The following is a 24,165-nucleotide window of genomic DNA, read 5'->3' as shown; positions in this document are numbered from 1 at the left end:
CTCGACGCGCGAGCTTCGCTGCGTGTGTCGGCCATGTAAACCGCCCGTGACAGCGCAGGGGTCGCCGTTGGCGAATTAGCCCACCCCTTGAAACGGTTTCAGGCGCGCTTAACTCATGCGGCGGAGGCGCTGGATGTCCGGGCCTCCTGGGCTGAAGGCGACGCCACCCAGGGTCGCCGCAGGTCCATCCGACAACGCACCTTGCTTTGAAAGAAGGATGTGACGCACATGCGTACGATCGATTTCTCCCCCCTCTATCGCTCCGTCGTGGGCTTCGACCGCCTGGCCTCGCTGCTCGAGACCGCCGCCGCCGACGTCGCCACGGGCTATCCGCCCTACAACATCGAGCGCACCGACGAGAACGCCTACCGCATCGACATCGCGGTCGCGGGCTTCCGTTCCGAAGAGCTGAACGTCGAGGTGAAGGAAAACCTGCTCACCGTGACCGGGCGCAAGGCCGCCAATGACGACGCCGCCAAGAAGTATCTCCATCGCGGCCTGGCGGAGCGCAACTTCGACCGCAAGTTCCAGCTCGCCGACTACGTGCTGGTCGTGGACGCCAACCTGGCCGACGGCCTGCTGTCCATCTCCCTGAAGCGCGAACTGCCGGAGGCCCTGAAGCCCCGCACCATCGGCATCACCACCGGCCCCTCGACCCTGATCGAAGGCGAGAAGGCGGCTTAAGCGAGCACCCGCACTTCCTCTCTCGCTTCGCGAGAGGGGAAGCGCGCAGACCACGAGGCGGCGCTCCCCCTGGGGGCGCCGCTTTTTCTATTCCGGGCGTTTTGCGCCGCGCAGGTCGGCGCCATCGAGGATCGCGCCGGTGAGGATCGCGCGCTCCAGCTTGGCGTAGCGCAGGCGGGCGCCGGTCAGGTTGGCCGGGGTCGAGCGGTCGGCAGACAGCGGCAGCGGGCCCAGGTTGGCGTCTGTCAGGTCGGCGCGGGTGAGGTCGGCGCCCATCAGCCGCGCGCCGCGCAGGTCGGCGCCGCAGAGCATCGCGCCGCGCAGGTCGCAGCCTTCCAGGTTGGCGCCCTGCAGCTGGATCCCCGAAACGTCCAGGCCGGCGAGGTTGGCGCCCTTGGCGCTGATCGCGGTGAGCTTGAGCCCCTTCAGCCCGTCCTGGGCGGAGCGCAGGTCGGCGTCGTCCAGCCGAGCCGGACCGCCGTCGCGGCCGCCGGTGTCGACCCAGCTGTGATGCGCCCTCGCCTGGATGACCAGTTTTTCGGCGCGGGCGATGGCGTCGCGAGTGGGCGGCGCCACGGCCCCGGCCAGCTTGGCGCCTTGGGTGCGGGCGCTGGTCAGGACCACGCCGGTCAGGTCGGCGCCGTTGAACTCGGCGTCCTCCAGAATGGCCCCGCAGATGTCCAGCCTGGCCAGGAAGGCGCCGGTGAGATTGGCGCCCTTGAGGTTGGCGCCGACCATCCGCGCACCCTTCAGCGAGGCGTCGGAGAAGTCGGCGTCGGCGGCGTAGAGCCCGTCGAGGCGCGAGCCGTCCAGGGTGGCGCCGCTGAGGTTGGCGCCATCGACCTCGCCGCTGCGGTGCTCTTCGATCACCGAGGGGTAGCCGCGGGTCGGGTGCGGCCGGCCGATCACGCCGGGGCGGAAGTCGGCCTCCGTCAGGTCGGCGCCGGCCAGGTTGGCGCCCGAGAGGCAGGTCCCGCGCAGGTCGGCGCGGCGCAGGTTGGCGGCCCGCAGGTCGGCGCGGCGCAGGTCGCAGCCGGCCAGGATGGCCCCGGAGAGGTCGGCGCCCGGCAGGCGCGCGCCGTCGAATACGGAGCCCGTAAGGTCGGCCCCGGCGAGCTTGCGGCCCGACAGGTCAAGGCCGGTGAAGTCCACGAACGGCAGTTGCGCCCGCTTGCCGCCCTTGCCGGCCAGGAACCGGACATGGCTGTCCAGCAGCATGGCCAGCTCGCCCTCGCTCAGGCGGCGTCGGCCCGGCAGGTTGGGCTCGTCGGAGCGGGCCTGGAGGCGCACCATTCTGGACCTAGATGATTTCGTCGAGACCGCGGGCGCCATGCCGGGCGACCCCGCTGAAATTCGCCTGCTTCAGCATCGCATTGGTGAAGTTGGCCCGGCTGACGTCGGCGTCGGCGAAGACCGCGTGGCGGCAATCCGCGCCGGTAAGGTCGGAGCCCTTGAGCTGGCTGCCGGTGAGGTCGCACGGCAGCACCCGGTCGGCGCCCAGCAGCAGCGGCCCCATCTGGGCATCGCGCAGGTCGGCGCCGGACAGCTTGCAGCCCACCAGCCGGGCGCCCCGCAGGTCGGCGCGCCGCAGCACGCAGTTGCGCAGGTCCGCGCCCTCGAGATGGGCGCCCTGGAGCTGCACGCCCTCCATGTCGAGGCCGTAGAACACCGCGCCCTTGGCCGAGAGCGCGGTGAGGTTATAGCCGCGAATCGTCGCCAGGGCGCGCAGGTCGGCGCCGTCGAACGAGGAGGGCTTGCCCTCCCCACCGCCCGTCTCGCACCAGCGCGCGTGGTCCTTGATCATCTGCGCGTAGGGCAGGTCATTGAGCATCCGGCCAGCCGGCTCGTCGGTCAGCGCGCCGGCGAAATTGGCGTCGCTGATGTTCCAGGCGACCGTCCGCGCGCCCACCAGGACGGCGTCGCGGAGGTCCGCCCCGGCCAGGTCCGCGCCCGACAGGTCGGCGCCGGACAGGTTCGCGCCGCGCATCGAGCATTGCTTCAGGTTGGCGCGGATCAGCTTGGCGTCCTTGAGGATCGCGTCGGTGAAGTCGGCCCGCACTGCCATGGCGCCCGACAGGCGCGAGCGCTCCAGGTTGGCGCCGGCCAGGATCGCGCCCTGCAGTTCGCCGGTGGTGGCCAGGCCGGTTTCCAGCCGACGGAAGCCCATCTGCCGGTCGGCGGCGGCCATGGCGCCCTCGCGCAGGTCGGCCTCGAACAGGTCGGCGCCGGTCAGGTCCGCGTTGCGCATGCAGGAGCCGCGCAGGTCGGCGCGGCGCATGGACGTCTCGCGCAGGTCGGCGCCCTGCAGGTCGGCGCAGAAGAACGTAGCGTTGTCGAGCCGCGCGCCGCGGAACCTGCAGTCGTTGAGCAGCGCCCCGGTGAAGTCGGCGTCGCAGAGGTTGCGGCCCCGCAGGTCCGTGCCGCTCAGGTCCTTGAAGGCGAACACCGCGCGCGCGCCGCCGGGCTTGGCCGTCCACAGCCGGTCATGCTTGGCGCAGACCGCGTCGACCTCCGCCTGGGAGAGGCGGACCTGGACAAGCGTTCGGCTGTTGGTGACGGACATTCGGGCGGCGGGTTCACTTGGGACTATCGTGAACCATGTTAGGCGATCGGGATTAACGGCGACTTTCCGAGAGCCGGGCCGGCGAATAGGCGGCGTAGAGCGGGGCGGCGTCGACGGCCAACAACCCCCGGTCGGTAACTATCCCGGCCGCCTGCAACCGCTGGCGCCCGCGTCCATTGGCAAACACCGAGGCGTCGTCGCAGGCGATCACCACTCGGGCCAACCCGGCGGCCGCCAGCCGCTCGCTGCAGGACGCAGTCCCGGCCGAGCGCTCGGCGCAGGGCTCGAGGGTGACATAGGCCGTGGCGCCCGCCACCGACCCCGCCACGGCCGCCAGCGCGAGTTCCTCGCCGTGCGGTCGCCCGCCCAGCCCCGTCACGCCCTCGCCCAGGACCGCCCCGTCGCGGACGATGACGCAGCCCACCGACGGATTGTCGCCCGTCAGACCCACATGCGTCGCCGCCAGGGCGATCGCGCGGTGCATGAAGTCTTCGTCCGTCATCCTGACATCCGCTCATCCCGCCAAGGCGGGGACCCATGCCGAGTCTGGGGTGTCCTTCAGGCCCCGGCAAGCCGCGAAACACCGCTTGGGTCCCCGCCTTCGCGGGGATGAGCGGGTCAGATCACGGGGATCGCCGTCGCCCGCTCGGCGTCCAGATAGCGGGCGCCGGTAGGCTTCAGCGCGGCGTCCAGCTCGATCACCAGCGGATTGCCGGTCGGGATCTCCACGCCGACGATGGCGTCGTCGGAGACCTCGAACAGCAGCTTGACGATGGCGCGCAGGGAATTGCCGTGGGCGGCCACCAGCAGGGTCTCGCCGCGCCGCAGGCAGGGTACGATCTCGGCGTCCCAGTAGGGCTGCACCCGCACCAGGGTGGTCTTCAGGCTCTCGGTGGCCGGGAGCGCGATCCCGGCGTAGCGGCGGTCCTTGGCGAAGTCGAACTCGCCGCCCGGCGCCAGGTCCGGCGGCGGCACGTCGTAGGAACGGCGCCAAACCTTGACCTGGGCTTCGCCGTGTATCGCCGCGGTCTCGGTCTTGTTGAGCCCGGTCAGGCCGCCGTAGTGGCGTTCGTTGAGCCGCCAGTCCTTGGTCTCCGGCACGAAGGCCTGACCCGCCGCGGCCAGCGCCAGCCAGGAGGTGCGGATGGCCCGGGTCAGCACCGAGGTGAACACCCGGTCGATGGCGAGGTCGGCGGCCATGATCAGCTCGCCGCCCTTCTTCGCCTCGGCCTCGCCCTGCGCGGTGAGGTCGACGTCGACCCAGCCGGTGAAGCGGTCCTCCAGGTTCCACTGGCTCTGGCCGTGGCGCAGCAGGATCAAGGTCGGCACGGTCGTGGCTCCTTCTTGGCGGACCGGACGGCTAGGGCGTAGGGGCCTGCCCCGTCAAGGTTTCTCCCCAAGGTAGGCCGCCAGATTCGGCCCCAGGTTCCACGGGCCGGCGGGGCGGGCTATAGCGGAGCGATGCTGGATCGCTTCTATCTGCCGCTGCTGGGGCTCGCCGCCATCGCCGCCGTCGCGGTCGCCCTGGTCTGGCCGCAGGGCCTTGGCGACCGCTCGCCCGCGCCGTTCGGCCACCCGCCGGTGCAGCGGACGGCTCGGATGCAGGCCGCCATGCACCGCGAGACCGAGGCCGCGCAGCGACGCGTCAACAACGCCCGCGAGGCGGTCCGGAACATCCAGAAGGACGCCCTGGCGCCGTCGCAATGAGCGCAGACAACACCATCGCCATCGGCCGCCGCGTGCTGGAGACCGAGGCCGAGGCCCTGACCCGGCTGGCCGCGGGACTGGACGGCGCATTCGCCGACGCCGTCGAGGCGCTGTTCGCCGCCAAAGGCCGCATCGTCTGCACCGGCATGGGCAAGTCCGGCCACGTGGCGCGCAAGATCGCCGCGACCCTGGCCTCGACCGGTTCGGCGGCAATGTTCGTGCACCCCAGCGAGGCCAGTCACGGCGACCTGGGGATGATCGGCCCCGACGACGTGATCCTGGCGCTGTCCAAGACCGGCGAGACGCGCGAGCTGGCCGACCTGATCGCCTATGCCGCGCGCTTTTCGATCCCGCTGCTCGCGCTGACGGCGGCGGCCGACGGGACCCTGGCCCGGGCCGCCGACATCGTTTTGCTGCTGCCCGACGCGCCGGAAGCCACCGACGCCGTGAATGCGCCGACCACCTCCACGACGCTGCAGATCGCGATGGGCGATGCGCTCGCGGTGGCGCTGCTTGAGCGGCGCGGGTTCAAGCCGCAGGACTTCCGGGTGCTGCATCCTGGCGGCAAGCTCGGCGCCATGCTGCTGACGGTCGCTGATCTGATGCACGGATCAAGCGAATTGCCCTTAGTCCTCGGCGAAACGCCGATGCGTCAGGCTCTGCTGGTGATGACGGAAAAGCGCTGGGGGATCGTCGGCGTCACCGACGCTGCCGGCCGCCTGGTGGGCGCCATCACCGACGGCGACCTGCGCCGCAGCATCGACGGCCTGCTCGACCGCACCGCCGGCGAGGTGATGACGGCCGGCCCGAAAAAGGTCGTCGCGCCCGACATGCTGGCCGGCGAAGCCCTGGCCCTGATGAGCGACCCGCCCCCGGCGGTGACCGTGCTGTTCGTAGTGAAGGCCGGAACGCCGGTCGGCATCCTGCACGTGCACGACCTGCTGCGGGCCGGGGTGGTATAGCCCGCAACGGAACACGTTGGTCCGTTAAGCCTTCCGTGGTGGCCGAGGCCCTATGGGCTCGCGTAAACAAACGCACGACACGTCGCCCCCCGGAGTTTCCATGCTGCCGACCCCCCGCGCCGATCTCGTTCCCAACACGCTCGACTACGAGAACATCCCCCTGGTGAAGGCCACCGGGTTTCGCGAGTACGACGCCCGCTGGGTGTTCGGGCCGGACATCAACCTGCTGGGCGTCGAGGCCCTGGGCCTGGGCCTGGGGACGCTGATCCACGAGATGGGCCAGAAGCGGATCGTGGTCGGCCACGACTACCGCGCCTATTCGCTGTCGATCAAACAGGCCCTGACCATCGGCCTGGTCGCCGCCGGCTGCGAGGTGCTGGACATCGGCCTCGCGGTCTCGCCGATGGCCTATTTCGCCCAGTTCGACCTGGACGCTCCCTGCGTGGCGATGGTCACCGCCAGCCACAACGAGAACGGCTGGACCGGCGTGAAGATGGGCGCGCAACGCCCGTTGACCTTCGGCCCCGACGAGATGGGCCGGCTGAAGGAGCTGGTGCTGGAAGGTCGCTGGGCGCAGCGGCCGGGCGGCTCGCTGGCCCATATCGGCGGGGTCGCCGAGCGCTACATCGCCGACGCCGCGAGACGGGTGACCGTGAAACGGCCGCTGGTGGTGGTGGCCGCCTGCGGCAACGGCACCGCCGGCGCCTTCGCGCCGCGCGCACTGCGCGACATGGGCGTGGCCGTCCTGATCGAGATGGACTGCGACCTCGACTACAGCTTCCCGAAGTACAATCCGAATCCCGAAGACAGCATCATGCTGCACGCGATGGCGCAGACGGTTCGCACCCATGGCGCCGACCTGGCCCTGGGCTTCGACGGCGACGGCGACCGTTGCGGGGTGGTGGACGACGAGGGCGAGGAGATCTTCGCCGACAAGATCGGGTTGATGCTCGCCCGGGATCTTTCGCAATTGCACAAGGACGCGACGTTCGTGGTGGACGTGAAGTCCACCGGCCTGTTCGCCACCGACGAGGTGCTGAAGGCCAATGGCGCGAAGACCGTCTACTGGAAGACCGGCCACAGCTACATCAAGCGCAAGACCTCCGAGCTGGGCGCGCTGGCCGGCTTCGAGAAGTCCGGCCACTTCTTCTTCAACCCGCCGATCGGCCGTGGCTACGACGACGGCCTGGTGGCGGCCGCGGCGATCCTCGCCATGCTGGACCGCAACCCGGACAAGAAGCTCAGCGACCTCAAGAAGGCCCTGCCGGTCGCCTATACCTCCCTGACCATGAGCCCGCACTGCCCCGACGAGCTGAAGTACGGCGTGGTGGACGAGGTGGTCGCCGAATACACCGCGCTCGCCAATGCCGGCGGCACGATCCTGGGCCGCAGGATCGTCGACCTGATCACCGTCAACGGCGTCCGCGTGGCGCTGGAGGACGGCTCGTGGGTGCTGGTCCGCGCGTCGTCCAACAAGCCCGAGATCGTGGTGGTGGTGGAGAGCACCCGCTCCGACGACGACATGCGCGCCCTGTTCCACCAGGAGGTGAAGCCGCGCCTGGGCAAGCGCGCGTCGGTGGGCGCGTACAACCAGGAGATCTGAGGGTCCGGCGCGCATCTTGCTGCACCGCGATACCAATGTCCCGTTCTAGCGATTGCGGGCCCTCGCCCTGCGTGGTGAAAGGCGCCGCGGTCTTCAAGGAGTAGTCTATGCGCGTTGCGATGATCGGGACGGGCTATGTGGGACTGGTCAGCGGCGCCTGTTTCGCCGACTTCGGCCACACGGTCACCTGCATCGACAAGGACGCGGGCAAGATCGAGCAGCTGAAGTCCGGCGGCATCCCGATCTACGAGCCCGGCCTGGACCTGCTGGTGGCCCAGAACGTCAAGGCCGGCCGCCTGTTCTTCGCCACCGACGCCGCCGAGGCGGTGCGCGGGGCCGACGCGGTGTTCATCGGCGTCGGCACGCCCTCGCGCCGGGGCGATGGCTACGCGGATCTCTCGTACGTCTACGCCGCCGCCGAGGAGATCGCTGCCTTCGTCGACGGCTTCACGGTGATCGTCACCAAGTCCACCGTGCCGGTCGGCACCGGCGACGAGATCGAGGCGATCTTCAAGCGCGTGCGGCCCGACGCCGACGTGACCATCGTCTCCAACCCGGAATTCCTGCGCGAGGGCGCGGCGATCGAGGACTTCAAGCGCCCAGACCGCGTCGTGGTCGGCACGGAGGAGCCGCGCGCCCAGGCGATCATGCGCGAGCTATACCGGCCGCTCTACCTCAACGAGACGCCGATCCTGTTCACCAGCCGGCGCACCAGCGAGCTGATCAAATATGCCGCCAACGCCTACCTGGCGCTGAAGATCACCTACATCAACGAGATGGCCGACCTCTGCGAGGCGGTCGGGGCAGATGTTCAGCAGGTGGCCAAGGGCATCGGCCTGGACGGCCGCATCGGCGGCAAGTTCCTGAACGCCGGCCCCGGCTACGGCGGCTCCTGCTTCCCGAAGGACACCATCGCCCTGGTCCGCACCGCCCGCGACGCCGGCTCGCCCGTCGAACTGGTCGAGACCACGGTGAAGATCAACGACGAACGCAAGCGCGCCATGGCCCGCAAGGTGGTCAAGGCGCTGGACGGCGACGTCAAGGGCAAGACCGTCGGCATTCTGGGCCTGACCTTCAAGCCCAACACCGACGACATGCGCGACGCGCCGTCGCTGGCCATCATCCCCGCCCTGCAGGACAAGGGCGCCAGGATCCAGGCCTTCGACCCCGAGGGCGAGGAAGCCCGCCACCTGCTGAAGGACGTCGACTTCAAGGACGACCCCTATGCGGTCGCCACCGGCGCCGACGTACTGGTGATCATCACCGAGTGGGACCAGTTCCGGGCGCTGGACCTGGACCGCATCAAGCTCCTGATGAACCAGCCGGTGCTGGTGGACCTGCGCAACATCTACAAGCCCGGCGACATGCGCGCCCTTGGCTTCGCCTACACCAGCGTCGGGCGGGCCTGATCGAAGACACCTAAGGCGCCTTGGCGACGCTCAGGGTCGGCAGAACGGCCATGAGGGCGGCCTTGGTCGCCTTGTCGCCGCCCATGTCCTCGTCGGCATTGGCCGCCGCCAGAACCCCGTCGCCGGAGGCCGGGAACAGCGCCACGATCGCGTTCCAGTTCCCGTCCGAGCCGGCGTGGGTCAGCACCGGCCCCTGGCGTCCTGCGAGCGAGGCCTGAACACCCCAGGCCAGGGCGCTGGATCCGCCGGGCAGCGCCGTCTGCATGCGCCGGTAGGAGTCCGCGCTCAGCAGCCTTCCATGCCCCTGGCCGCCGGCGATCTGGTCCAGGCAGAATTTCGCCCAGTCTCCCAGGCTCATGTGCATATTCCTGGCCGGCGCGAACATCAGCGGGTTGCTGTCTTCCGCCCTGACGATCGGCTTGCCGCCGTGGTGGCCGATCAGCTGGGGGTCATGGGTCGGGCCGAACCCGACGGTGGTCATGCCCAGCGGCCCAAACACCTCGCGCCGTATCAGGGTCTCATAGCTCGTCTTGGTGGCCCGCTCGGCGATCACCGCGGCGATCAGAAACCCCGTGTTGCTGTATCTGAAGGCCGTGCCGGGCGCGATCTCCGGGGGCTCCTTCAGGGTGCGGGCGATGTAGTCGAGGCGCTGCTTCGGAAGCGACCTCTTATCGGCGTAAAGGCTGTTGAGGAACGCCATATCACCGATGTCATGGGCGAAGCCCGCATGGTGTGACAGCAACTGCACCAGGGTGACGGTGCGGTAATCAGGCCGCATCTGGGCGGCCAGTTCCGGCAGCATGGCGGAAAGCGGCGCGTCCCAGGACAGCACGCCGCGATCCACCAGCCTGGCAATCAGCGTCGCCGTCATCGGCTTGCCGTCCGAGCCGATCAGCCAGACATCGTTCATCGTCGCCGGGCGGCTGCCATCGTTGCGGCGCACGCCCTGCACGGCCTGCCCGACCACCTTGCCGCCGCGTATCACCAGCAGCCCGACGGCCGGCGTCTGAGTGCCGGTCATGGCGGCCTTCAAGGTGGCGTCGAGGTCCTGCGCGAAACAGGGAGTCGCCCAAAGCAGTAGCGCCGCCGCGGCGGCGAACCAGCGTTGCATGAACAATCTCCCGCAGCCCGAATGACGCCGCCGACACTCAGCCCGTTCAGCACGGATGTCTGCGCCCAAGCGCGTCGCCTGCAGGCCGGACCCGCCCGCTACGCCAATGTGAGGTCACGCCCTTTGAAGTAGGTCCGCGCCGCGGCCTTGAACGCTTCCAGGTTGGCGGAGCCGATCCGGCGCGCCTGATGCACTGCGCTGACGGGAAGCGGCGGAGCTTCAAAGCCGCGCAGTAAGGGAACGAGCCGGCCAGCGGCGACCTTGGACTGGATCTGGTAGGAAAAGGCGCGCGTGATCCCGACCCCCTGCTCGGCGGCGGCGATGGCGGCGTCGGCGCTGTTGACCGCGATCCGGGGTTCGATCCGCACGTCCAGGTCCGGCTTGGCGAACCGCCAGATGTCGTCGAGCCCCACGCCCTCGAAGGCGACGATGTCATGATCGTCGAGGTCCGCGGGCCCCCGAGGGTGTTCGCGCCGGACCAGGTAGGCCGGGCTGGCGACGATCACCCGGCTGACGGCGCCCAGTCGCACGGCCGCCAGGCTGCTATCGGCCAGCGCGCCAACCCGGATCGCAACGTCGACACCCTCCTCGACCAGATGCACGTTGCGGTCGGACAGGGCCAGCCGGACCCGCAGGTCGGCGTGCCCGGCCATCAGTCCGGTCAGGATGGGCAGCACATGCAGGCGGCCAAACAGGATGGGCGCCGCTACGGTGAGAATTCCCCGCGGCGCCGCGTCCTCCCCGCGCACAAGACGCTCGGCGCCATCTATGTCCTCCAGGATTTTTCGACAGCTCTCAACGTAGATGGCGCCGCGCTCGGTCAGCCGCACCGAACGCGTGGTTCGCATCAACAGAACCAGGCCCAGGCGATCTTCCAATCCGGCTATGGCCCGCGACACCACGGAGTGCGACAGACGCAGATGACGGGCCGCCTCGGCGAAGCTGCCTCGGGTGGCGACAGCGACGAAGGCGCGCATGGCGTCGAGTTGATCCATTCACTATTGCTGATCTCGCAACAAAAACTTGTCAATTAACTAGATTATCGCGCCAATCGCTGAGGCCTATCTGGATCGGGCCGGCCACTCACGGCCGCCCGACAGGAAGTCCGCACATGTCCCGCCTCTCCATTCCGACCCGCGACGAAGCCCCGGCCGCCTCGCAACCGCTGCTTGACGCCGTGAAGCAGCAATTGGGGGTCACGCCCAACCTCTACCGGCTGGTCGCCAACAGCCCCGCGGCGCTCGGCGGCTTCCTGAGCTTCAGCGGCGCGCTGGCCAAGACGCTCGGCGTCAAGACCCGGGAGCGCATCGCGCTTGCCGTGGCCCAGGTCAACGGCTGCGACTACTGCCTTTCGGCCCACACCTATCTCGGCCTGAACCTGGCCAAGATCGACGCCGCCGAGATCGCCCTGAATCGAGGGGGCGGTTCCGGCGATCCCAAGGCCAACGCCGCCGTCCGCTTCGCAGCCCTGGTCGCCGAGTCGCGCGGCCAAGTGGCAGACGCCGAGATCGCAACGGTCAGGTCAGCCGGGTTCACCGATGCGGAGATCGTCGAGATCGTCGCCGTGGTCGCCGAGAATGTCTTCACCAACTTCATCAACAACGTGGCCCGGACGGAGATCGATTTTCCGGTGGTCCGCGCCCTCGAAGCGGCCTGACCCTTAGAGTCCCTCGGCTGCGGCGTCGTCGCCGGGGGGCTCGCCCGAATATTCTGCGCCTTCAACCGAGCCGGCGCTGGAGCTTCCCATGACCGAACCGTCCGAACCCCGCCCGCCTCTGCCGCCGTTCACCCTGGAGACCGCGACGCTGAAGGTGCGGCGGGCGGAGGACGCCTGGAATAGCGTCGACCCGGAGCGCGTGGCCAAGGCGTATACGGTCGACAGCCGCTGGCGGAACCGCGACGAATTCCTGCAGGGCGGGCCGGCCATCGTCGCGTTCCTGGACCGCAAATGGCGGCGTGAACTGGGCTACCGGCTGATCAAGGAGATCTGGGCGTTCGCCGACGACAGGATCGCCGTGCGATTCGCCTACGAATACCGCCTGGCCTCAGGCGAATGGTTTCGCGCCTACGGAAATGAGAACTGGGCGTTCGATGAGAACGGCCTGATGGGCGAACGCCACGCCAGCATCAACGACCTGCCGATCCAGGCCGCCGAGCGCCTGTTTCTTTGGGACCGGTCCGGACCGAGGCCCGCCGATCACCCCGGACTGAGCAGCCTAGGCCTGTGACCCGCCCCGTCTGACGCAGGTCAGAGCCCCAGGTGGGCCGTCCGCAGGAAGGTTTCGGCGATCCAGACGGCGCCGGCCCAGAAGGCCGCGCCAAGGACAGCCACAAAGACGAGGCACGCGATCGAGCGGGCTGGCCGCTGCGCGTGTCGCGCCACGCCGGTGAGGGCGAATTCGCGCCGCATGTATCCTCCCAAGTCGCTGTTCTCAGATCGACCGGGTCGAGCCGGCCGAATGTGTCGAGCGTGACACAGTATTTGCGACTTGGGTAGGGATGTGGTTGCCGCCGCCGCCACGGTGCGCGCTGCCCGCGCCATCAGATCGTCGTGAAGCGCCGTGGACCCGACCTCAGGCGGCGGCCTTCTTCACCGCCCCGGCGATCTCCCGGACCAGCTGGTCGACCAGCTTCTCGTCGTCGCCCTCGGCCATGATGCGGATCAGGGGCTCGGTGCCGGAGGCGCGCACCACCAGGCGGCCGGAGCCGTTCAGGCGCTTCTCCGCGTCGGCCAGGACCGCCTTTACCTGGGCGCTTTCCAGTGGCTTGCCACCGGCGAAGCGGACGTTCTCCAGCTTCTGCGGCACCGGCTCGAACTGCCGGGCCAGGGTGCTCATCGGCTTGTCGCCCTCCTTGAGCACCGCCAGCACCTGCAGCGCGCAGAGCAGGCCGTCGCCGGTGGTGGAGAAGTCCGACATGATGATGTGGCCCGACTGCTCGCCGCCCAGGTTGTAGTCCCCGGACCGCATCCGCATCATCACCGCGCGGTCGCCCACAGCGGTGCGTTCCAGCTTGAGGTTCCGCTCGGCCAGGAAGCGCTCGAGCCCGAGGTTCGAATAGACCGTCGCCACCACCCCGCTGCCGCGCAACTTGCCGCGGGCCGCCCAGTCGTCTGCGATCAGGGCCATGATCTGGTCGCCATCGACGATCTGGCCCTTCTCGTCGCAGATCACCAGGCGGTCGGCGTCGCCGTCCAGGGCGATGCCGATGTCGGCGCGGAACTCCTTCACCGCCCGCACCATGGCGGCGGGATGGGTGGAGCCACAGTCCTCGTTGATGTTGGTGCCGTTGGGCTCGACGCCCACCTTGATGACCTCGGCGCCCAGCTCATAGAGCACCACCGGGGCGATCTTGTAGGCGGCGCCGTTGGCGCAATCGATCACCACGCGCAGGCCCGCGAGGCTCAGGCGGCGCGGGAAGGTGGCCTTGGCGATCTCGACGTAGCGCGCCTGGCTATCGTCGACCCGGGCGACCCTGCCGAGCGAGGTGGAGGGCGCCAGCCCGTCGGCCAGCCCCTGGTCCATCAGCGCCTCGATCTCCAGCTCGCGCTCGTCGGAGAGCTTGTAGCCGTCGGGGCCGAACAGCTTGATTCCGTTGTCCACATAGGCGTTGTGCGAGGCCGAGATCATCACCCCCAGGTCGGCGCGCAGCGAGCGGGTCATCATCGCCACGCCGGGCGTCGGCATCGGGCCCAGCAGGCGCACGTCCATGCCGACGCTCGCGAAGCCCGCCACCAGGGCCGGCTCGACCATATAGCCGGACAGCCGGGTGTCCTTGCCGATCACCACCATGTGCCGGCGTTCGTCGCGCGACATGAAGATCTTGCCGGCGGCCAGGCCGACCCGCAGGGCCACCTCGGCGGTCATCGGATGGTGGTTGGCCTCGCCGCGGATGCCGTCGGTGCCGAAATAGGCGCGTTTATTCATGAAGGGCTCGTGCGGGTGACAAGGAAACGATCCGAAACTGACTTTTTCTCGCCGGCGGCCTACCGGATGCTAAAGCGGCCGCGTCGGGGCCGAACCCGTCCCAGATTCGCGTACATCACTCGCGTCTAGCATAAAGGAAACTCCGGCCACATGTGCGGCATCATCGGCATCGTCGGGACCAGACCCGTCGCGGAGCGCCTGGTCGAGAGCCTGAAGCGCCTGGAATATCGCGGCTATGACTCGGCCGGCATCGCCGCCCAGGTCGACGGAAAGCTCGAGCGCCGGCGCGCGCCGGGCAAGCTGCGCGAGCTGGAAGCCGTGCTGGCCGCGCACCCGCTCAGCGCCGAGACCGGCATCGGCCACACCCGCTGGGCCACCCACGGCGCGCCGACCGAGCGCAACGCCCACCCGCATGTCGCCGGCCGGGTGGCCGTGGTCCACAACGGCATCATCGAGAATTTCGCCGAGCTGAAGGCCGGGCTGCAGGCCAGAGGTCGGGTGTTCCAGAGCGACACCGACACCGAGGTGGTGGCCCACCTGGTCGACGAGGCGCTGAACGACGGCCTGGCCCCGCTGGCGGCGTTCAAGGCCACCCTGGACAAGCTGCGCGGCGCCTACGCCCTGGCGGTGCTGGTGGGCGGCGAGCGCGAGGTGATCCTGGGCGCCCGCAACGGCCCGCCGCTGGCGGTGGGCTATGGCGACGGCGAGATGTTCATCGGGTCCGACGGCCTGGCGCTGGGGCCGTTCACCAACCGGGTGGCCTACCTCAACGACGGCGACTACGTGGTCATCGACCACACCTCGGCGCGGATCTTCGACGAGGCGGGGCTGCCGGCCGACCGACCGATCAAGTTGCTCGCCGCCTCGGCCGCGGTCATGGAGAAGGGCAATTACCGCCACTTCATGGAGAAGGAGATCCACGACCAGCCAGAGGGCTGCCAGCGGACCATCGCAGCCTACGTGGACACCCTGACCGACCGGACCGCGGTGCCCGGCGGCGTCGATTTCGCGGCCATCGAGCGCATCCAGATCGTCGCCTGCGGCACCTCCTACATCGCCGGCCTGCTGGGCAAGTACCTGATCGAGCAGCTGGCGGACCTGCCCGTGGACGTCGAGATCGCCTCGGAGTTCCGCTATCGCGAGCCGTCGCTGCGGGCCGGGTCCCTGGCCATCGCCATGTCGCAGTCCGGCGAGACCGCCGACACCCTTGCGGCGCTGCGCTACTGCCAGGCCAAGGGGATGAAGAGCGCCGCCATCGTCAACACGGTGGAATCCACCATCGGCCGCGAGGTCGACGTGATCTGGCCGATCCACTGCGGGCCGGAGATCGGCGTCGCCTCGACCAAGGCCTTCACCGCCCAGGTCAGCGTGCTGACCGCGCTCGCCGTCGCGGCGGCCCGGGCCCGCGGGCGGATCGACGAGGCGGAGGAACAGCGGCTGGTCCGCGTGCTGCTGGAGGCGCCGCGCCTGATCGCGGAATCGATCCAGCTGGAGGAGGCGGTCAGGAGCATCGCCGTCGAGGTCGCCAAGGCCCGCGACGTCCTCTATCTCGGCCGCGGCCCGATGTACCCGCTGGCCCTGGAAGGGGCCCTGAAGCTGAAAGAGATCAGCTATATCCACGCCGAGGGCTATGCCGCCGGCGAGCTGAAGCACGGCCCCATCGCCCTGGTCGACGAACAGACCCCGATCGTCATCCTGGCGCCCTTCGACAGCTATTTCGAGAAGTCGGCCTCGAACATGAGCGAAGTGATGGCCCGTGGCGGCCAGGTGGTGTTCATCACCGATTCGGACGGCGAGCGGCACGCCCCGGCCGGCGCCCGCGTCGTGGTCACCGCCCCCAGCTGCGACCCGCTGATCGCGCCGCTGGTGATGTCGGCCCCGATCCAGCTGCTGGCCTACCATGTGGCTGTCCAGAAAGGCGCGGACGTCGACCAGCCCCGCAACCTCGCGAAATCGGTGACGGTGGAATAACGCCTGGTTCCTCCCCATCGGGGGAGGTGGCGCGAAGCGCCGGAGGGGGTCCGCTCGGAACGTCCGGCTGACACCCTGCATTGGCGCAGGATTCGCGTCGGCCCCGCCGCTGAGGACCCCCTCAGCCGGCTTTGCCGACAGCTCCCCCAAAGGCGGAGCGATTGCGCATAAAAAACGGCCGCCCCGTGAGGGACGGCCGCTCTTTCAAGCCGTCTCTTGCGAGACGATGCTTACTTCTTTTCCGGAGCAGCGGCCATGGCGGCGGCCGGAGCAGCAGCAGCGGCAGCGGCCGGGGCAGCGGCGTCGGCAGCGGCCGGAGCAGCGGCTTCAGCAGCGGCCGGAGCAGCGGCTTCAGCGGCGGCCGGAGCGGCAGCAGCAGCGGCGTCAGCGGCGGCCGGGGCCGGCGCTTCTTCCTTCTTTTGGCAGGCGGCCAGGCTCAGAGCCATGACACCGGCGGCGGCGACGGTCAGAATGCGAAGCTTCATTTGAGTATGGCTCCCCTTGGGGGTGAATTCCCCGACGTCGCGGACCCTACACAACTTCGTGCGATCTCAAAATCGTGATCGTACAGTTGCAGCGAAAAAATCTCCGCCACCGGGGCGGAGCGCATTAGGGATCACGGAGTTATCGGCTCCGGAGGTGGCATGTCCCAGCGTGTGAAGAAGGCGGTCCTGCCGGTGGCGGGCCTGGGAACACGGGTGCTGCCGGGCGCCAAGACCACGCCCAAGAACATGCTCAACGTCGTGGACCGGCCGATCCTCAGCTACATCGTCGAGGAGGCCCGCGCCGCCGGGATTGAGCACTTCGTGTTCATCGTCGGCCGCGGCCAGGGGGCCATCGAGGACTATTTCGACACCAGTCCGGAGATCGAGGGGATCCTTCAGGGCAAGGGCAAGCTCGACATCCTGGCCGACGTCCGCCGCGACCTGCCCGAGCCCGGCGGGATGAGCTTCGTGCGCCAGATGGCCCCGCTAGGCCTGGGGCACGCGGTCTGGTGCGCCCGCCACATCGTCGCCGACGAGCCGTTCGCGGTGATGCTGCCCGACATGCTGATGACCGCGAAACCCCCCGCCCTGGCCCAGGCGGTGGCGGCCTTCGAGCAGGTCGGCGGCAATATCGTGGTCGTGGAGCCCGTGCCCGAAGGCGAGGCGCACAAGTACGGCATCGTGGCGCTGGACGGACGTGACGGCCGCCTAAACCGCATGACCGGCATGGTCGAGAAGCCGGCGCCCGGAACCGAGCCCTCGAACCTGTTCATCTCCGGCCGCTATATCCTGCAGCCCGACATCTTCGAGGTGCTGGAAACCCAGGAGCGCGGCGCGGGTGGCGAGATCCAGCTCACCGACGGCATGGCCAATCTGATGAAGACCCAGGCCTTCCACGCTCTGGAATACGACGGGACCACCTACGACTGCGGCGACAAGATCGGCCTGCTGCGGGCCAATGTCGCCTTCGCCCTGGCCCACCCGGAGCTCGGCGAGGCGGCCCGCAGGGCGATCGCCTTGCTGCTGTGAGCGGGGATGGTCGCCAGCGCCAGCTTCGCTAACTTCTTGCGCGAGGAGCTCGCCCCGCTCGGTCGCGTCACGACGCGACGCATGTTCGGCAAGACCGGCGTATTCTGCGATGGACTGATGTTCGCGATGGTGACGGGGGACTCGCTGTACTTTCGGGTCGATGACCAGATCGCAGCGGCATTTTCGGAAGCGCGGGCCGCTGCGCCGCTGAACTACGAGAAGGGCGGTCGCATCATCGACCTCTCCTTCTGGCGGGCGCCTGACCGGTTGCTGGACGATCCCGAAGACCTTGTCGCCTGGGCGCGGGTGGCGCTGGGGGCGGCGCGCCGGGTCGCGGCGAAGAGAGACCGTGCGACGCCAGGGCGGACGTAGACGGTGCGGCTGCTGATCTTCGGCTACGGCTTTTCCGGGCGCGCGCTGGCCCGGCGGATGGCGGGTGAGGCCTGGGAGGTCTTCGCCACACATCGGGACGATGCGGGCGCCGGACGCGTCCGCGCCGACGGTTACACACCGGTCGATCTAGCCGACCGCACCGCCCTGACCGAGGCGTTGGCCGGGACCCGCGCCCTGCTGGTCACCGCCCCGCCCGGACCACAGGGGTGTCCGGGCCTCAACACCCTGGTCGGGCCGCTGGCCGCGGCCGGCGCCTTTCCCGACTGGACCGGCTACCTCTCCACCACCGGGGTCTACGGCGACCGGCGCGGCGGCTGGGTCACCGAGGCCAGCCCGCTGGCCGCCCAGTCGGTGGAGGGCGCGCGGCGGGTCGGAGCCGAGCGCGACTGGCTTCAGGTCGGCCGCGGCATGGGCCTTACCGTGACGATCTTCCGCCTGCCCGGAATCTACGGCCCCGGCCGCTCGGCCTTCGACCGCCTGCGCGAGGGCCAGGCCCGGCGGATAGTAGCCCCCGGGCAGGTCTTCTCCCGCATCCACGTGGACGACTTGGCGGCCGGCCTGGCAGCTTCGATCGCCCGCCCGCGGCCGGCCGGGATCTACAACCTCTGCGACGACGAGCCGGCGCCCAACAGCGAGGCGGTGGCCTATGCGGCCGGCCTGCTGGGGATGGCGGCGCCCCCCGAGGTCGCCCTCGCCGACGCCAACCTGCGTCCGGCAGCGATGCGGTTCTATGCGGAGAGCAAGCGGGTCTCAAACGCGCGCGCCAAGGCGGAACTGGGCTGGCGTCCGGCCTATCCGACCTACCGGGAGGGGCTGCGCGCCGTGCTGGCGGCGGAAACGAGTTGCTCCCCCGTCGGGGGAGCTGTCAGCGAAGCTGACTGAGGGGGTCAGCTCAGACCTCTCCACATCCACCTCTGAGGCGCGGAGCAGGTTTCGGCGGCGCCATCGTTGAGAACCCCCTCCGGCGCTTCGCGCCACCTCCCCCAGCGGGGGAGGAATTTCCCTACGGCCGCACCACCTCGTCGACCGCCGCGATCAGCCGATCCAGGTCCTGTGGCCGCGACAGGCGATGGTCGCCATCCTTGATCAGGCCGAAGACCACATCGTCGGTCTTCAGCGCGTGCGCCATTTCCAGGGCGTGACGCCAGGGGACGTCGGTGTCCTCGCCGCCCTGCAGGATGCGGACCGGGACCTTGACGGGGATCGGCTTGCCGCCCAGCAGCGACCAGCGCGCGCCGTCCTCCAGCAGCTTGCGGGTGATCGGATAGGGCTCGCCATAGTCGGACGGCCGCAGCCAGACACCGTCGGCCGCCAGGGCCGCCTGGCCCTCCGGCGGGATCGCCGGCCCCAGCAGCTTCTCGGTGAAGTCGGCGGCGGGGGCGACCAGCACCAGGGCCTTCACCCGCTTGGGCCGCGCTATCGCCGCCAGGCAGGCGATCCAGCCGCCCATCGAGGAGCCGACCAGCACCAGCTCGTCCTTGGTGAGCTTGTCCAGCACGGCCAGTGCATCCTCGCGCCAGCGGGTGATCGTACCGTCGGGGAAATCTCCGGAGGACTGGCCGTGACCGAAGTAGTCGAACCGCACATAGGCGCGGCCCTGTGACCAGGCCCACTCCGCCAGGGTCTCGGCCTTGGTCCCGGTCATGTCCGATCGGAAGCCGCCCAGCCACACCACGGCCGGGCCGGCGCCCTCGACCGCCCGCCAGGCCAGCCGCGCCCCATCGGGCCGTTCCAGAAACCCCCCGATATCTTTCATGGCTAAGTCATAACCCGCTCAGGTGTTCACCGGCCACAGTTTCAGTTTAGAGAAGGCCCCGTGCCGCTTCCCCCCGACTTTACCCTGCTGCAGGTGATCCCCGAACTGGAGACCGGCGGCGCGGAACAGACCACCATCGACGTCGCCCAGGCCGTGGTCCGCGCCGGCGGCACGGCGCTGGTCGCCGCGCGTGGCGGCCGGATGACCGCGCGGCTGGTGGCCGACGGCGGCCGGCTGGCGCAGATGCCGGTCCAGACCAAGAACCCGCTGACCATGCTGGGCAACGCCGCGCGCCTGGTGGCCCTGATCCGCCAGGAGAAGGTCTCCATCGTCCATGCGCGCAGCCGCGCCCCGGCCTTTTCCGCGCTTTGGGCCGCCCACGCGACGGGCACGCCGTTCGTCGCCACCTATCACGGTGTCTACAAGGCCAAGTCCGGGCTCAAGCGCTGGTACAACGCCGTGATGACCCGCGGCGACCTGGTGATCGCCAACTCCGAGTACACGCGCGCCCATGTGCTGGCCGAGCACGGCATCGATCCGGCGCGGATGGTCACCATCCCGCGCGGCGTCGACTTGACCCGGTTCGACCCCGGCTTCGTCCCCCCCAACCGGGTGGAGGCGTTGCGGGCGGCCTGGGGCGTCGCCGCGGATGGCCGCACCAGGATTCTGCTGGCCGGTCGCCTGACCCGGATCAAGGGCCACCTGACCATCATCGAGGCCGCCCGGCAGCTGGCGGCGGCGGGGCGCAGCGACTTCCTGATCCTGTTCGCCGGCGACGATCAGGGCCGCACCGGCTTCGCCGCCGAACTGCAGGCCGCCATCGACCAGGCCGGTGTGGGCGGGGCGGTCAAGCTGGTCGGCCATTGCGACGACATGCCGGCCGCCTACCTGCTGGCCGACTTCGCCATCCTGCCCACCACCCATCCGGAAAGCTTCGGCCGCGCGGCCGTCGAGCCGCAGGTGATGGGCCGCCCGGTGATCGCCTCCAACCACGGCGGGGTCACCGAGACCATCGTCGACGGCGCCACCGGCTGGCTGGCTCCGGTGGGCAACCCGGCCGCCTGGGCCGTCGCCCTGGCCCGCGCCATCGACCTGGGCCCCGGCAAGCGGCTGGAGATGGGCGAGGCCGGGCGCCGGCGCGCCCAGCGGCTCTATTCGGTGGACGTCATGTGCGCCGCCACGCTTTCAGCCTATGAGAAGGTCCTGGAGGCGCGCGCCTGATGGCCCGGCCTGTCGAACGCATCCTGGTGATCAAGCTTTCGGCCCTGGGCGACTTTGTGCTCGCCCTGGCGGCGATGAAGAAGATCCGGGCCGCCCATCCCAAGGCGCACATCACCCTGCTGACCACTCCGCCCTTCGAGGCGCTGGCGAAGATCTGCCCCTACTTCAACGCCGTCGACACCGGCGGGCGGCCCGAGAGCTTCTCCGAGTGGATCGCGCTGCGCCAGCGGATCAAGGCGGCCGGCTACGCGCGGGTCTACGACCTGCAGACCTCGGCCCATTCGAACCGCATCTTCCAGGCCCTGCGGCCCGGGCCGCCGCCCTGGTCGGGCGTCGCGCTGGGCTGCTCGATGCCGCACCGGAATCCGCTGCGCAACAGCATGCACACCCTGGAGCGCCAGGCCGACCAGCTGATGTACGCCGGCATCTGGGACGACGCCCCCACCGAGGCCGGCAGCGCGCCGCCGCCGGACCTCTCCTGGGTGCTGAAATCGACCCCCGCCCAGCGCCCGGTGCCGGGCTCCAACAGGCCGCGGCCCTACGTCATGCTGGTGCCCGGCGGCGCCGAGCATCGGCCGGAGAAACGCTGGCCGGTGGAGCGCTATTCCGAACTGGCGCGCATCCTCTATTCCCGCGGGTTCGACGTGGTGATCATCGGCGGCCCGAAGGAAAGCGAGCTGGCCCATGCGATCCAGCGCGCCGTGCCGCGCGCCCGCGACCTGACCGGCCGCACGGATTTCGCCAGCATCGCCATGCTGGGCGCCAAGGCCACCCTGGCGATCGGCAACGACACCGGCCCCCTGCACCTGGCCGCGGCCGGTGGGGCGCCGGCCATCGTGCTGTTCTCCCGCGCCTCGGATCCCAAGCTGTCGGCCCCGCGCGGCCGGGTGGCGATCCTGCGGGCCGAGAACCTCAGCGACCTGCCTGTGGCGCAAGTGGCGCAGGCGGCCAACTCTTTGGCGCCGCAGGTCTCCGCCGCGCCTTGATACGCGGGCGCCCGCGGGTCATATACTGACGGAAGACCCGGAGCGCTCCGCGCGCGCCGGCGTTTTTTGCGTTTCCACAGCCTTTGCGTTTCCACAGCCGCCGTTTCAACAATCCGGAGCACTGCCTATTCGCCGTCCCATGCAAGCGCCGCCCGTCAAGGAAGGGCCGCGCATGAACGAAGATATCCGCGTTCCCCGCGTCCTGCTCATCGATCAGCACGGTGAGAAACAGGGCGTGATGCCCACCTCCGCGGCCATCGAGGCCGCCGAAGAGGCTGGCCTCGACCTCGTCGAGATCGTCCCCAACGCGGATCCGCCCGTCTGCAAGATTCTGGACTATGGAAAGTTCAAGTTCCAGGAACAGAAGAAGAAGAACGAGGCGCGCAAGCGGCAGAAGGTGGTGGAGATCAAGGAGATCAAGCTCCGCCCCAACATCGATATCCACGACTATGAGGTCAAGCAGCGGGCCATGAACCGCTTCTTCGAGGAAGGCGACAAGGTGAAGATCACCCTGCGCTTCCGCGGCCGCGAACTGGCCCACCCCGAACTGGGGATGAAGCTGCTGCAGCGGGTGCGGGCCGACTTCGAGCCCATCGCCAAGTGCGAATACGAGCCGCGCATGGAAGGCCGCCAGATGATCATGATCCTGGCGCCGCGATAGGCCCTGGGGTGAGGCGCGGCGTCTCAGCGCTCTTTGGAACGGTCGCCCTCGCGGCGGCCGTTTTCGCGTGTCCGCCCGGCGTGGCCGCGCAGGACCACCCCGACGGCGACGCCCCCTACGCCCCGTTCAAGATCGGCGAGGGCCTCTACTATGACGGCTCGGCCGACTACGCCGCCTATCTGATCGTCACCCGGGCGGGGCTGATCCAGCTCGACGGCGGCGGCGGCGCCACCGGCCATCAGATCGTCGGCAATATCCGCGCCCTGGGCTTCGACCCGGCCAACATCAAGGTGCTGCTCAACAGCCACGAGCACTTCGACCACGCCGCGGGCCTGGCCGAGATCAAGCGCGCCGCGCCGGGCGCGAAGTTCTACGCCAGCGCCGCTGACGGGGCGATCGTCGCCGCCGGCGGACGGGGCGACCCGTTCCTGAAGGGCGAGACGTTCTACTACGAGCCGGTGAAGCCGGACGTGACCCTGAAGGATGGCCAGACGATCAGCCTCGGCGGCTGGACGCTGACCGCCCACGTCACCGGCGGCCACACCAGGGGCTGCACCACCTGGACCTTCCCGGTGACCGTGGCCGGCAAGGTGCGCCAGGCCCTGGCCCACTGCTCCTCATCGGTCCTGCCGGGCTACAGGCTGGGCAAGACCGAGACCTACCCCGGCCAGACAGCGGACTACGAGAAGAGCTTCGCCACCTGGAAGTCCCTGCCCTGCGAGGTGTTCCTGGGCTCCCACGGGTCGTTCTTCGGAATGCAGGCGAAGCGCAAGGCCCTGGACGCCGGCAAGGCCGACGCCTTCGTGGATCGGGAGGGGTGCAAGGCCTTCTACGCCAAGTCCGAGGCGGCGTTCCGCGCGGAACTGCACAAGCAGAACCCGTAGCCGCCAACCCCGTTGTTCTATATATGTTCGTCATCCCGCGAGGCGTATATATACTTTGCAAACACGAGAAGATGAGCTATAACAATGGGGAAAACAGCGAGCCCCGTTATGTCGATCCTTTCCGCCCCCCACTTTCACGACGAAGCCGCCGCTTTTGAGCGGGTGGAAAAGGTTCTCTGGCCGCAAGGTCCGGTCTGCCATCACTGCGGCTGCATGGGCCGGATCAGTGTCATCGCCCCGAACCCTGAGAAGCGCGTCCGCTACGGCCTCAAGCGCTGCGGCGACTGCAAGCAGCAGTTCACGGTTCGCATGGGTACGATCTTCGAAGAGTCGAAGCTGCCCCTGCGCATCTGGCTCCAAGCCATGCACCTGATGTGCAGCAGCAAGAAGGGCGTCAGCGCTCACCAGCTGCACCGCACGCTGGAGATCACCTACAAGTCGGCGTGGTTCCTGGCTCACCGTATTCGGGAAGCCATGCGCTCCGGCGACCTGGCGTCGTTCGGTTCGGGCGGCGGCATGGTCGAAGCCGACGAGACCTTCATCGGCGTTGAGCCCGGCGAGCCCAAGGCCAAGGCTGGCGGCAATCACAAGATGAAGGTGCTGAGTCTTGTAGACCGCGACACCGGCGCCAAGCGCTCGTTCGTGCTGGACTTCATCAGCGCCAAGGCCATCGGCGAAATCGTGGTCGAGAACCTGAGCCGCGAGGCCATCCTCATGACCGACGAGGCCCGGCACTACACCAAGCTGGGCCAGCAGTTCGCGGGCCACGGCCACACCAACCATGCGGCGGGCGAGTACGTCTCGCGCCTCAACC

Annotated in this window: 26 protein-coding genes; 16 read left to right on the top strand and 10 right to left on the bottom strand. The window is 69.3% G+C overall.

Features of this window, described 5'->3' with window-relative positions; translation table 11 throughout:
• Positions 1-228 precede the first annotated feature (228 nt).
• On the top strand, positions 229-684 hold the full coding sequence (locus tag Q0R13_RS04250) for an Hsp20 family protein (RefSeq protein ID WP_293899978.1): 456 nt from the start codon (positions 229-231) through the stop codon (positions 682-684).
• Positions 685-771: 87 nt separating this feature from the next.
• Here Q0R13_RS04250 and Q0R13_RS04245 read toward each other — a convergent pair whose 3' ends face one another.
• From Q0R13_RS04245 to gpmA, 4 genes are all read right to left on the bottom strand, one after another.
• Positions 772-1,977 carry a pentapeptide repeat-containing protein gene (locus Q0R13_RS04245; RefSeq protein WP_293899975.1) on the bottom strand — a complete coding sequence of 402 codons (1,206 nt, stop codon included), beginning with the start codon at positions 1,975-1,977 and terminating at the stop codon, positions 772-774.
• A gap of 7 nt (positions 1,978-1,984) precedes the next feature.
• Positions 1,985-3,247, bottom strand: coding sequence for a pentapeptide repeat-containing protein (locus Q0R13_RS04240; protein WP_293899972.1), 1,263 nt, complete (start codon positions 3,245-3,247; stop codon positions 1,985-1,987).
• A gap of 52 nt (positions 3,248-3,299) precedes the next feature.
• Complete coding sequence (locus Q0R13_RS04235) at positions 3,300-3,749, bottom strand: bifunctional diaminohydroxyphosphoribosylaminopyrimidine deaminase/5-amino-6-(5-phosphoribosylamino)uracil reductase RibD (protein ID WP_293899969.1); 450 nt, start codon at positions 3,747-3,749, stop codon at positions 3,300-3,302.
• Positions 3,750-3,865: 116 nt separating this feature from the next.
• Positions 3,866-4,576: a 2,3-diphosphoglycerate-dependent phosphoglycerate mutase gene (gene gpmA / locus Q0R13_RS04230; protein WP_293899966.1), complete on the bottom strand. Its 711-nt coding sequence runs from the start codon at positions 4,574-4,576 to the stop codon at positions 3,866-3,868.
• A 132-nt stretch (positions 4,577-4,708) separates the two neighbouring features.
• On the opposite strand from gpmA, the gene Q0R13_RS04225 reads away from it, so the two are divergent.
• The 4 genes from Q0R13_RS04225 (at position 4,709) to Q0R13_RS04210 (ending at position 8,928) form a co-directional block, all read left to right on the top strand.
• Entirely contained in the window at positions 4,709-4,954 is a 246-nt protein-coding gene (locus Q0R13_RS04225; RefSeq protein WP_293899963.1) for a hypothetical protein, read from the top strand.
• The gene (locus tag Q0R13_RS04220; protein WP_293899960.1) at positions 4,951-5,916 is read left to right on the top strand and encodes a KpsF/GutQ family sugar-phosphate isomerase; all 966 of its coding nucleotides are present in this window, start codon (positions 4,951-4,953) and stop codon (positions 5,914-5,916) included. Before Q0R13_RS04225 ends, Q0R13_RS04220 begins: the two co-directional genes overlap by 4 nt.
• Positions 5,917-6,016: 100 nt before the next feature.
• Positions 6,017-7,519, top strand: coding sequence for a phosphomannomutase/phosphoglucomutase (locus Q0R13_RS04215; protein WP_293899957.1), 1,503 nt, complete (start codon positions 6,017-6,019; stop codon positions 7,517-7,519).
• A gap of 107 nt (positions 7,520-7,626) precedes the next feature.
• Positions 7,627-8,928, top strand: a complete 1,302-nt coding sequence (locus Q0R13_RS04210) for a UDP-glucose/GDP-mannose dehydrogenase family protein (RefSeq protein WP_293899954.1) — start codon at positions 7,627-7,629, stop codon at positions 8,926-8,928.
• Between the two features lie 10 nt (positions 8,929-8,938).
• Here the strand turns inward: Q0R13_RS04210 and Q0R13_RS04205 are convergent, their stop codons facing one another.
• Positions 8,939-10,039 carry a serine hydrolase domain-containing protein gene (locus tag Q0R13_RS04205; protein ID WP_293899951.1) on the bottom strand — a complete coding sequence of 367 codons (1,101 nt, stop codon included), beginning with the start codon at positions 10,037-10,039 and terminating at the stop codon, positions 8,939-8,941.
• 98 nt (positions 10,040-10,137) lie between these two features.
• Entirely contained in the window at positions 10,138-11,034 is an 897-nt protein-coding gene (locus Q0R13_RS04200; RefSeq protein ID WP_293899948.1) for a LysR family transcriptional regulator, read from the bottom strand.
• A gap of 116 nt (positions 11,035-11,150) precedes the next feature.
• Between Q0R13_RS04200 and Q0R13_RS04195 the strand changes: the two genes are divergently transcribed.
• Both Q0R13_RS04195 and Q0R13_RS04190 read left to right on the top strand, forming a co-directional pair.
• Positions 11,151-11,696, top strand: coding sequence for a carboxymuconolactone decarboxylase family protein (locus Q0R13_RS04195; RefSeq protein WP_293899945.1), 546 nt, complete (start codon positions 11,151-11,153; stop codon positions 11,694-11,696).
• Between the two features lie 88 nt (positions 11,697-11,784).
• On the top strand, positions 11,785-12,267 hold the full coding sequence (locus Q0R13_RS04190; RefSeq protein WP_293899942.1) for a nuclear transport factor 2 family protein: 483 nt from the start codon (positions 11,785-11,787) through the stop codon (positions 12,265-12,267).
• Between the two features lie 20 nt (positions 12,268-12,287).
• Here Q0R13_RS04190 and Q0R13_RS04185 read toward each other — a convergent pair whose 3' ends face one another.
• Positions 12,288-12,449 (bottom strand): hypothetical protein, encoded by a 162-nt coding sequence (locus tag Q0R13_RS04185; RefSeq protein WP_293899939.1) that lies wholly within the window; start codon positions 12,447-12,449, stop codon positions 12,288-12,290.
• 163 nt (positions 12,450-12,612) lie between these two features.
• A complete protein-coding gene (glmM, locus tag Q0R13_RS04180) occupies positions 12,613-13,965 on the bottom strand; it encodes a phosphoglucosamine mutase (RefSeq protein ID WP_293899936.1) in 1,353 nt (450 codons plus the stop codon).
• Between the two features lie 150 nt (positions 13,966-14,115).
• Here glmM and glmS point away from each other — a divergent pair, with 150 nt between their 5' ends.
• Positions 14,116-15,936 (top strand): glutamine--fructose-6-phosphate transaminase (isomerizing), encoded by a 1,821-nt coding sequence (glmS, locus tag Q0R13_RS04175; RefSeq protein ID WP_293899933.1) that lies wholly within the window; start codon positions 14,116-14,118, stop codon positions 15,934-15,936.
• Positions 15,937-16,166: 230 nt separating this feature from the next.
• Here glmS and Q0R13_RS04170 read toward each other — a convergent pair whose 3' ends face one another.
• Positions 16,167-16,421: a hypothetical protein gene (locus Q0R13_RS04170; protein ID WP_293899930.1), complete on the bottom strand. Its 255-nt coding sequence runs from the start codon at positions 16,419-16,421 to the stop codon at positions 16,167-16,169.
• A gap of 159 nt (positions 16,422-16,580) precedes the next feature.
• Between Q0R13_RS04170 and Q0R13_RS04165 the strand changes: the two genes are divergently transcribed.
• Genes Q0R13_RS04165 through Q0R13_RS04155 form a run of 3 tightly spaced genes read left to right on the top strand, consistent with a single transcriptional unit; the run spans position 16,581 to position 18,725 of the window.
• Positions 16,581-17,450: a UTP--glucose-1-phosphate uridylyltransferase gene (locus Q0R13_RS04165; protein ID WP_293899927.1), complete on the top strand. Its 870-nt coding sequence runs from the start codon at positions 16,581-16,583 to the stop codon at positions 17,448-17,450.
• A gap of 6 nt (positions 17,451-17,456) precedes the next feature.
• Positions 17,457-17,822, top strand: a complete 366-nt coding sequence (locus Q0R13_RS04160) for a TfoX/Sxy family protein (protein WP_293899924.1) — start codon at positions 17,457-17,459, stop codon at positions 17,820-17,822.
• A gap of 3 nt (positions 17,823-17,825) precedes the next feature.
• Positions 17,826-18,725 (top strand): SDR family oxidoreductase, encoded by a 900-nt coding sequence (locus tag Q0R13_RS04155; RefSeq protein ID WP_293899921.1) that lies wholly within the window; start codon positions 17,826-17,828, stop codon positions 18,723-18,725.
• A gap of 121 nt (positions 18,726-18,846) precedes the next feature.
• Here Q0R13_RS04155 and Q0R13_RS04150 read toward each other — a convergent pair whose 3' ends face one another.
• Positions 18,847-19,599: an alpha/beta hydrolase gene (locus tag Q0R13_RS04150; RefSeq protein ID WP_293899918.1), complete on the bottom strand. Its 753-nt coding sequence runs from the start codon at positions 19,597-19,599 to the stop codon at positions 18,847-18,849.
• Positions 19,600-19,659: 60 nt separating this feature from the next.
• On the opposite strand from Q0R13_RS04150, the gene Q0R13_RS04145 reads away from it, so the two are divergent.
• The 5 genes from Q0R13_RS04145 to Q0R13_RS04125 all read left to right on the top strand — a co-directional run.
• Positions 19,660-20,820 (top strand): glycosyltransferase family 4 protein, encoded by a 1,161-nt coding sequence (locus Q0R13_RS04145; protein ID WP_293899915.1) that lies wholly within the window; start codon positions 19,660-19,662, stop codon positions 20,818-20,820.
• Positions 20,820-21,806 carry a glycosyltransferase family 9 protein gene (locus tag Q0R13_RS04140; RefSeq protein ID WP_293899911.1) on the top strand — a complete coding sequence of 329 codons (987 nt, stop codon included), beginning with the start codon at positions 20,820-20,822 and terminating at the stop codon, positions 21,804-21,806. Before Q0R13_RS04145 ends, Q0R13_RS04140 begins: the two co-directional genes overlap by 1 nt.
• Before the next feature lie 139 nt (positions 21,807-21,945).
• Positions 21,946-22,467, top strand: coding sequence for a translation initiation factor IF-3 (infC, locus tag Q0R13_RS04135; protein ID WP_293899908.1), 522 nt, complete (start codon positions 21,946-21,948; stop codon positions 22,465-22,467).
• 80 nt (positions 22,468-22,547) lie between these two features.
• On the top strand, positions 22,548-23,351 hold the full coding sequence (gene bla, locus Q0R13_RS04130) for a subclass B3 metallo-beta-lactamase (protein ID WP_293899905.1): 804 nt from the start codon (positions 22,548-22,550) through the stop codon (positions 23,349-23,351).
• A gap of 108 nt (positions 23,352-23,459) precedes the next feature.
• Positions 23,460-24,165: IS1595 family transposase (locus Q0R13_RS04125; protein ID WP_293899902.1), on the top strand; the 706-nt coding region annotated here is incomplete at its 3' end.

The organism is Phenylobacterium sp. (assembly GCF_025351295.1).
In the GTDB taxonomy this organism is placed as follows: Bacteria; Pseudomonadota; Alphaproteobacteria; order Caulobacterales; family Caulobacteraceae; genus Phenylobacterium.
Note: the sequence above shows the minus strand (reverse complement) of the source record. Positions and strands in the feature narration are given on the sequence as shown.

Bases quoted from the DNA above. Each gene is read 5' to 3' on its own strand.
- Q0R13_RS04185 (WP_293899939.1), bottom strand. From the start codon at position 12,449: ATGCGGCGCGAATTCGCCCTCACCGGCGTGGCGCGACACGCGCAGCGG.
- Q0R13_RS04140 (WP_293899911.1), top strand. From the start codon at position 20,820: ATGGCCCGGCCTGTCGAACGCATCCTGGTGATCAAGCTTTCGGCCCTG.
- Q0R13_RS04250 (WP_293899978.1), top strand. From the start codon at position 229: ATGCGTACGATCGATTTCTCCCCCCTCTATCGCTCCGTCGTGGGCTTC.
- Q0R13_RS04240 (WP_293899972.1), bottom strand. From the start codon at position 3,247: ATGTCCGTCACCAACAGCCGAACGCTTGTCCAGGTCCGCCTCTCCCAG.
- infC (WP_293899908.1), top strand. From the start codon at position 21,946: ATGCAAGCGCCGCCCGTCAAGGAAGGGCCGCGCATGAACGAAGATATC.
- Q0R13_RS04170 (WP_293899930.1), bottom strand. From the start codon at position 16,421: ATGAAGCTTCGCATTCTGACCGTCGCCGCCGCCGGTGTCATGGCTCTG.
- Q0R13_RS04190 (WP_293899942.1), top strand. From the start codon at position 11,785: ATGACCGAACCGTCCGAACCCCGCCCGCCTCTGCCGCCGTTCACCCTG.
- glmS (WP_293899933.1), top strand. From the start codon at position 14,116: ATGTGCGGCATCATCGGCATCGTCGGGACCAGACCCGTCGCGGAGCGC.
- glmM (WP_293899936.1), bottom strand. From the start codon at position 13,965: ATGAATAAACGCGCCTATTTCGGCACCGACGGCATCCGCGGCGAGGCC.
- Q0R13_RS04215 (WP_293899957.1), top strand. From the start codon at position 6,017: ATGCTGCCGACCCCCCGCGCCGATCTCGTTCCCAACACGCTCGACTAC.
- Q0R13_RS04235 (WP_293899969.1), bottom strand. From the start codon at position 3,749: ATGACGGACGAAGACTTCATGCACCGCGCGATCGCCCTGGCGGCGACG.
- Q0R13_RS04220 (WP_293899960.1), top strand. From the start codon at position 4,951: ATGAGCGCAGACAACACCATCGCCATCGGCCGCCGCGTGCTGGAGACC.
- Q0R13_RS04225 (WP_293899963.1), top strand. From the start codon at position 4,709: ATGCTGGATCGCTTCTATCTGCCGCTGCTGGGGCTCGCCGCCATCGCC.
- Q0R13_RS04165 (WP_293899927.1), top strand. From the start codon at position 16,581: ATGTCCCAGCGTGTGAAGAAGGCGGTCCTGCCGGTGGCGGGCCTGGGA.
- Q0R13_RS04245 (WP_293899975.1), bottom strand. From the start codon at position 1,977: ATGGTGCGCCTCCAGGCCCGCTCCGACGAGCCCAACCTGCCGGGCCGA.
- Q0R13_RS04205 (WP_293899951.1), bottom strand. From the start codon at position 10,039: ATGCAACGCTGGTTCGCCGCCGCGGCGGCGCTACTGCTTTGGGCGACT.
- Q0R13_RS04210 (WP_293899954.1), top strand. From the start codon at position 7,627: ATGCGCGTTGCGATGATCGGGACGGGCTATGTGGGACTGGTCAGCGGC.
- Q0R13_RS04195 (WP_293899945.1), top strand. From the start codon at position 11,151: ATGTCCCGCCTCTCCATTCCGACCCGCGACGAAGCCCCGGCCGCCTCG.
- Q0R13_RS04160 (WP_293899924.1), top strand. From the start codon at position 17,457: ATGGTCGCCAGCGCCAGCTTCGCTAACTTCTTGCGCGAGGAGCTCGCC.
- Q0R13_RS04150 (WP_293899918.1), bottom strand. From the start codon at position 19,599: ATGAAAGATATCGGGGGGTTTCTGGAACGGCCCGATGGGGCGCGGCTG.
- Q0R13_RS04200 (WP_293899948.1), bottom strand. From the start codon at position 11,034: ATGGATCAACTCGACGCCATGCGCGCCTTCGTCGCTGTCGCCACCCGA.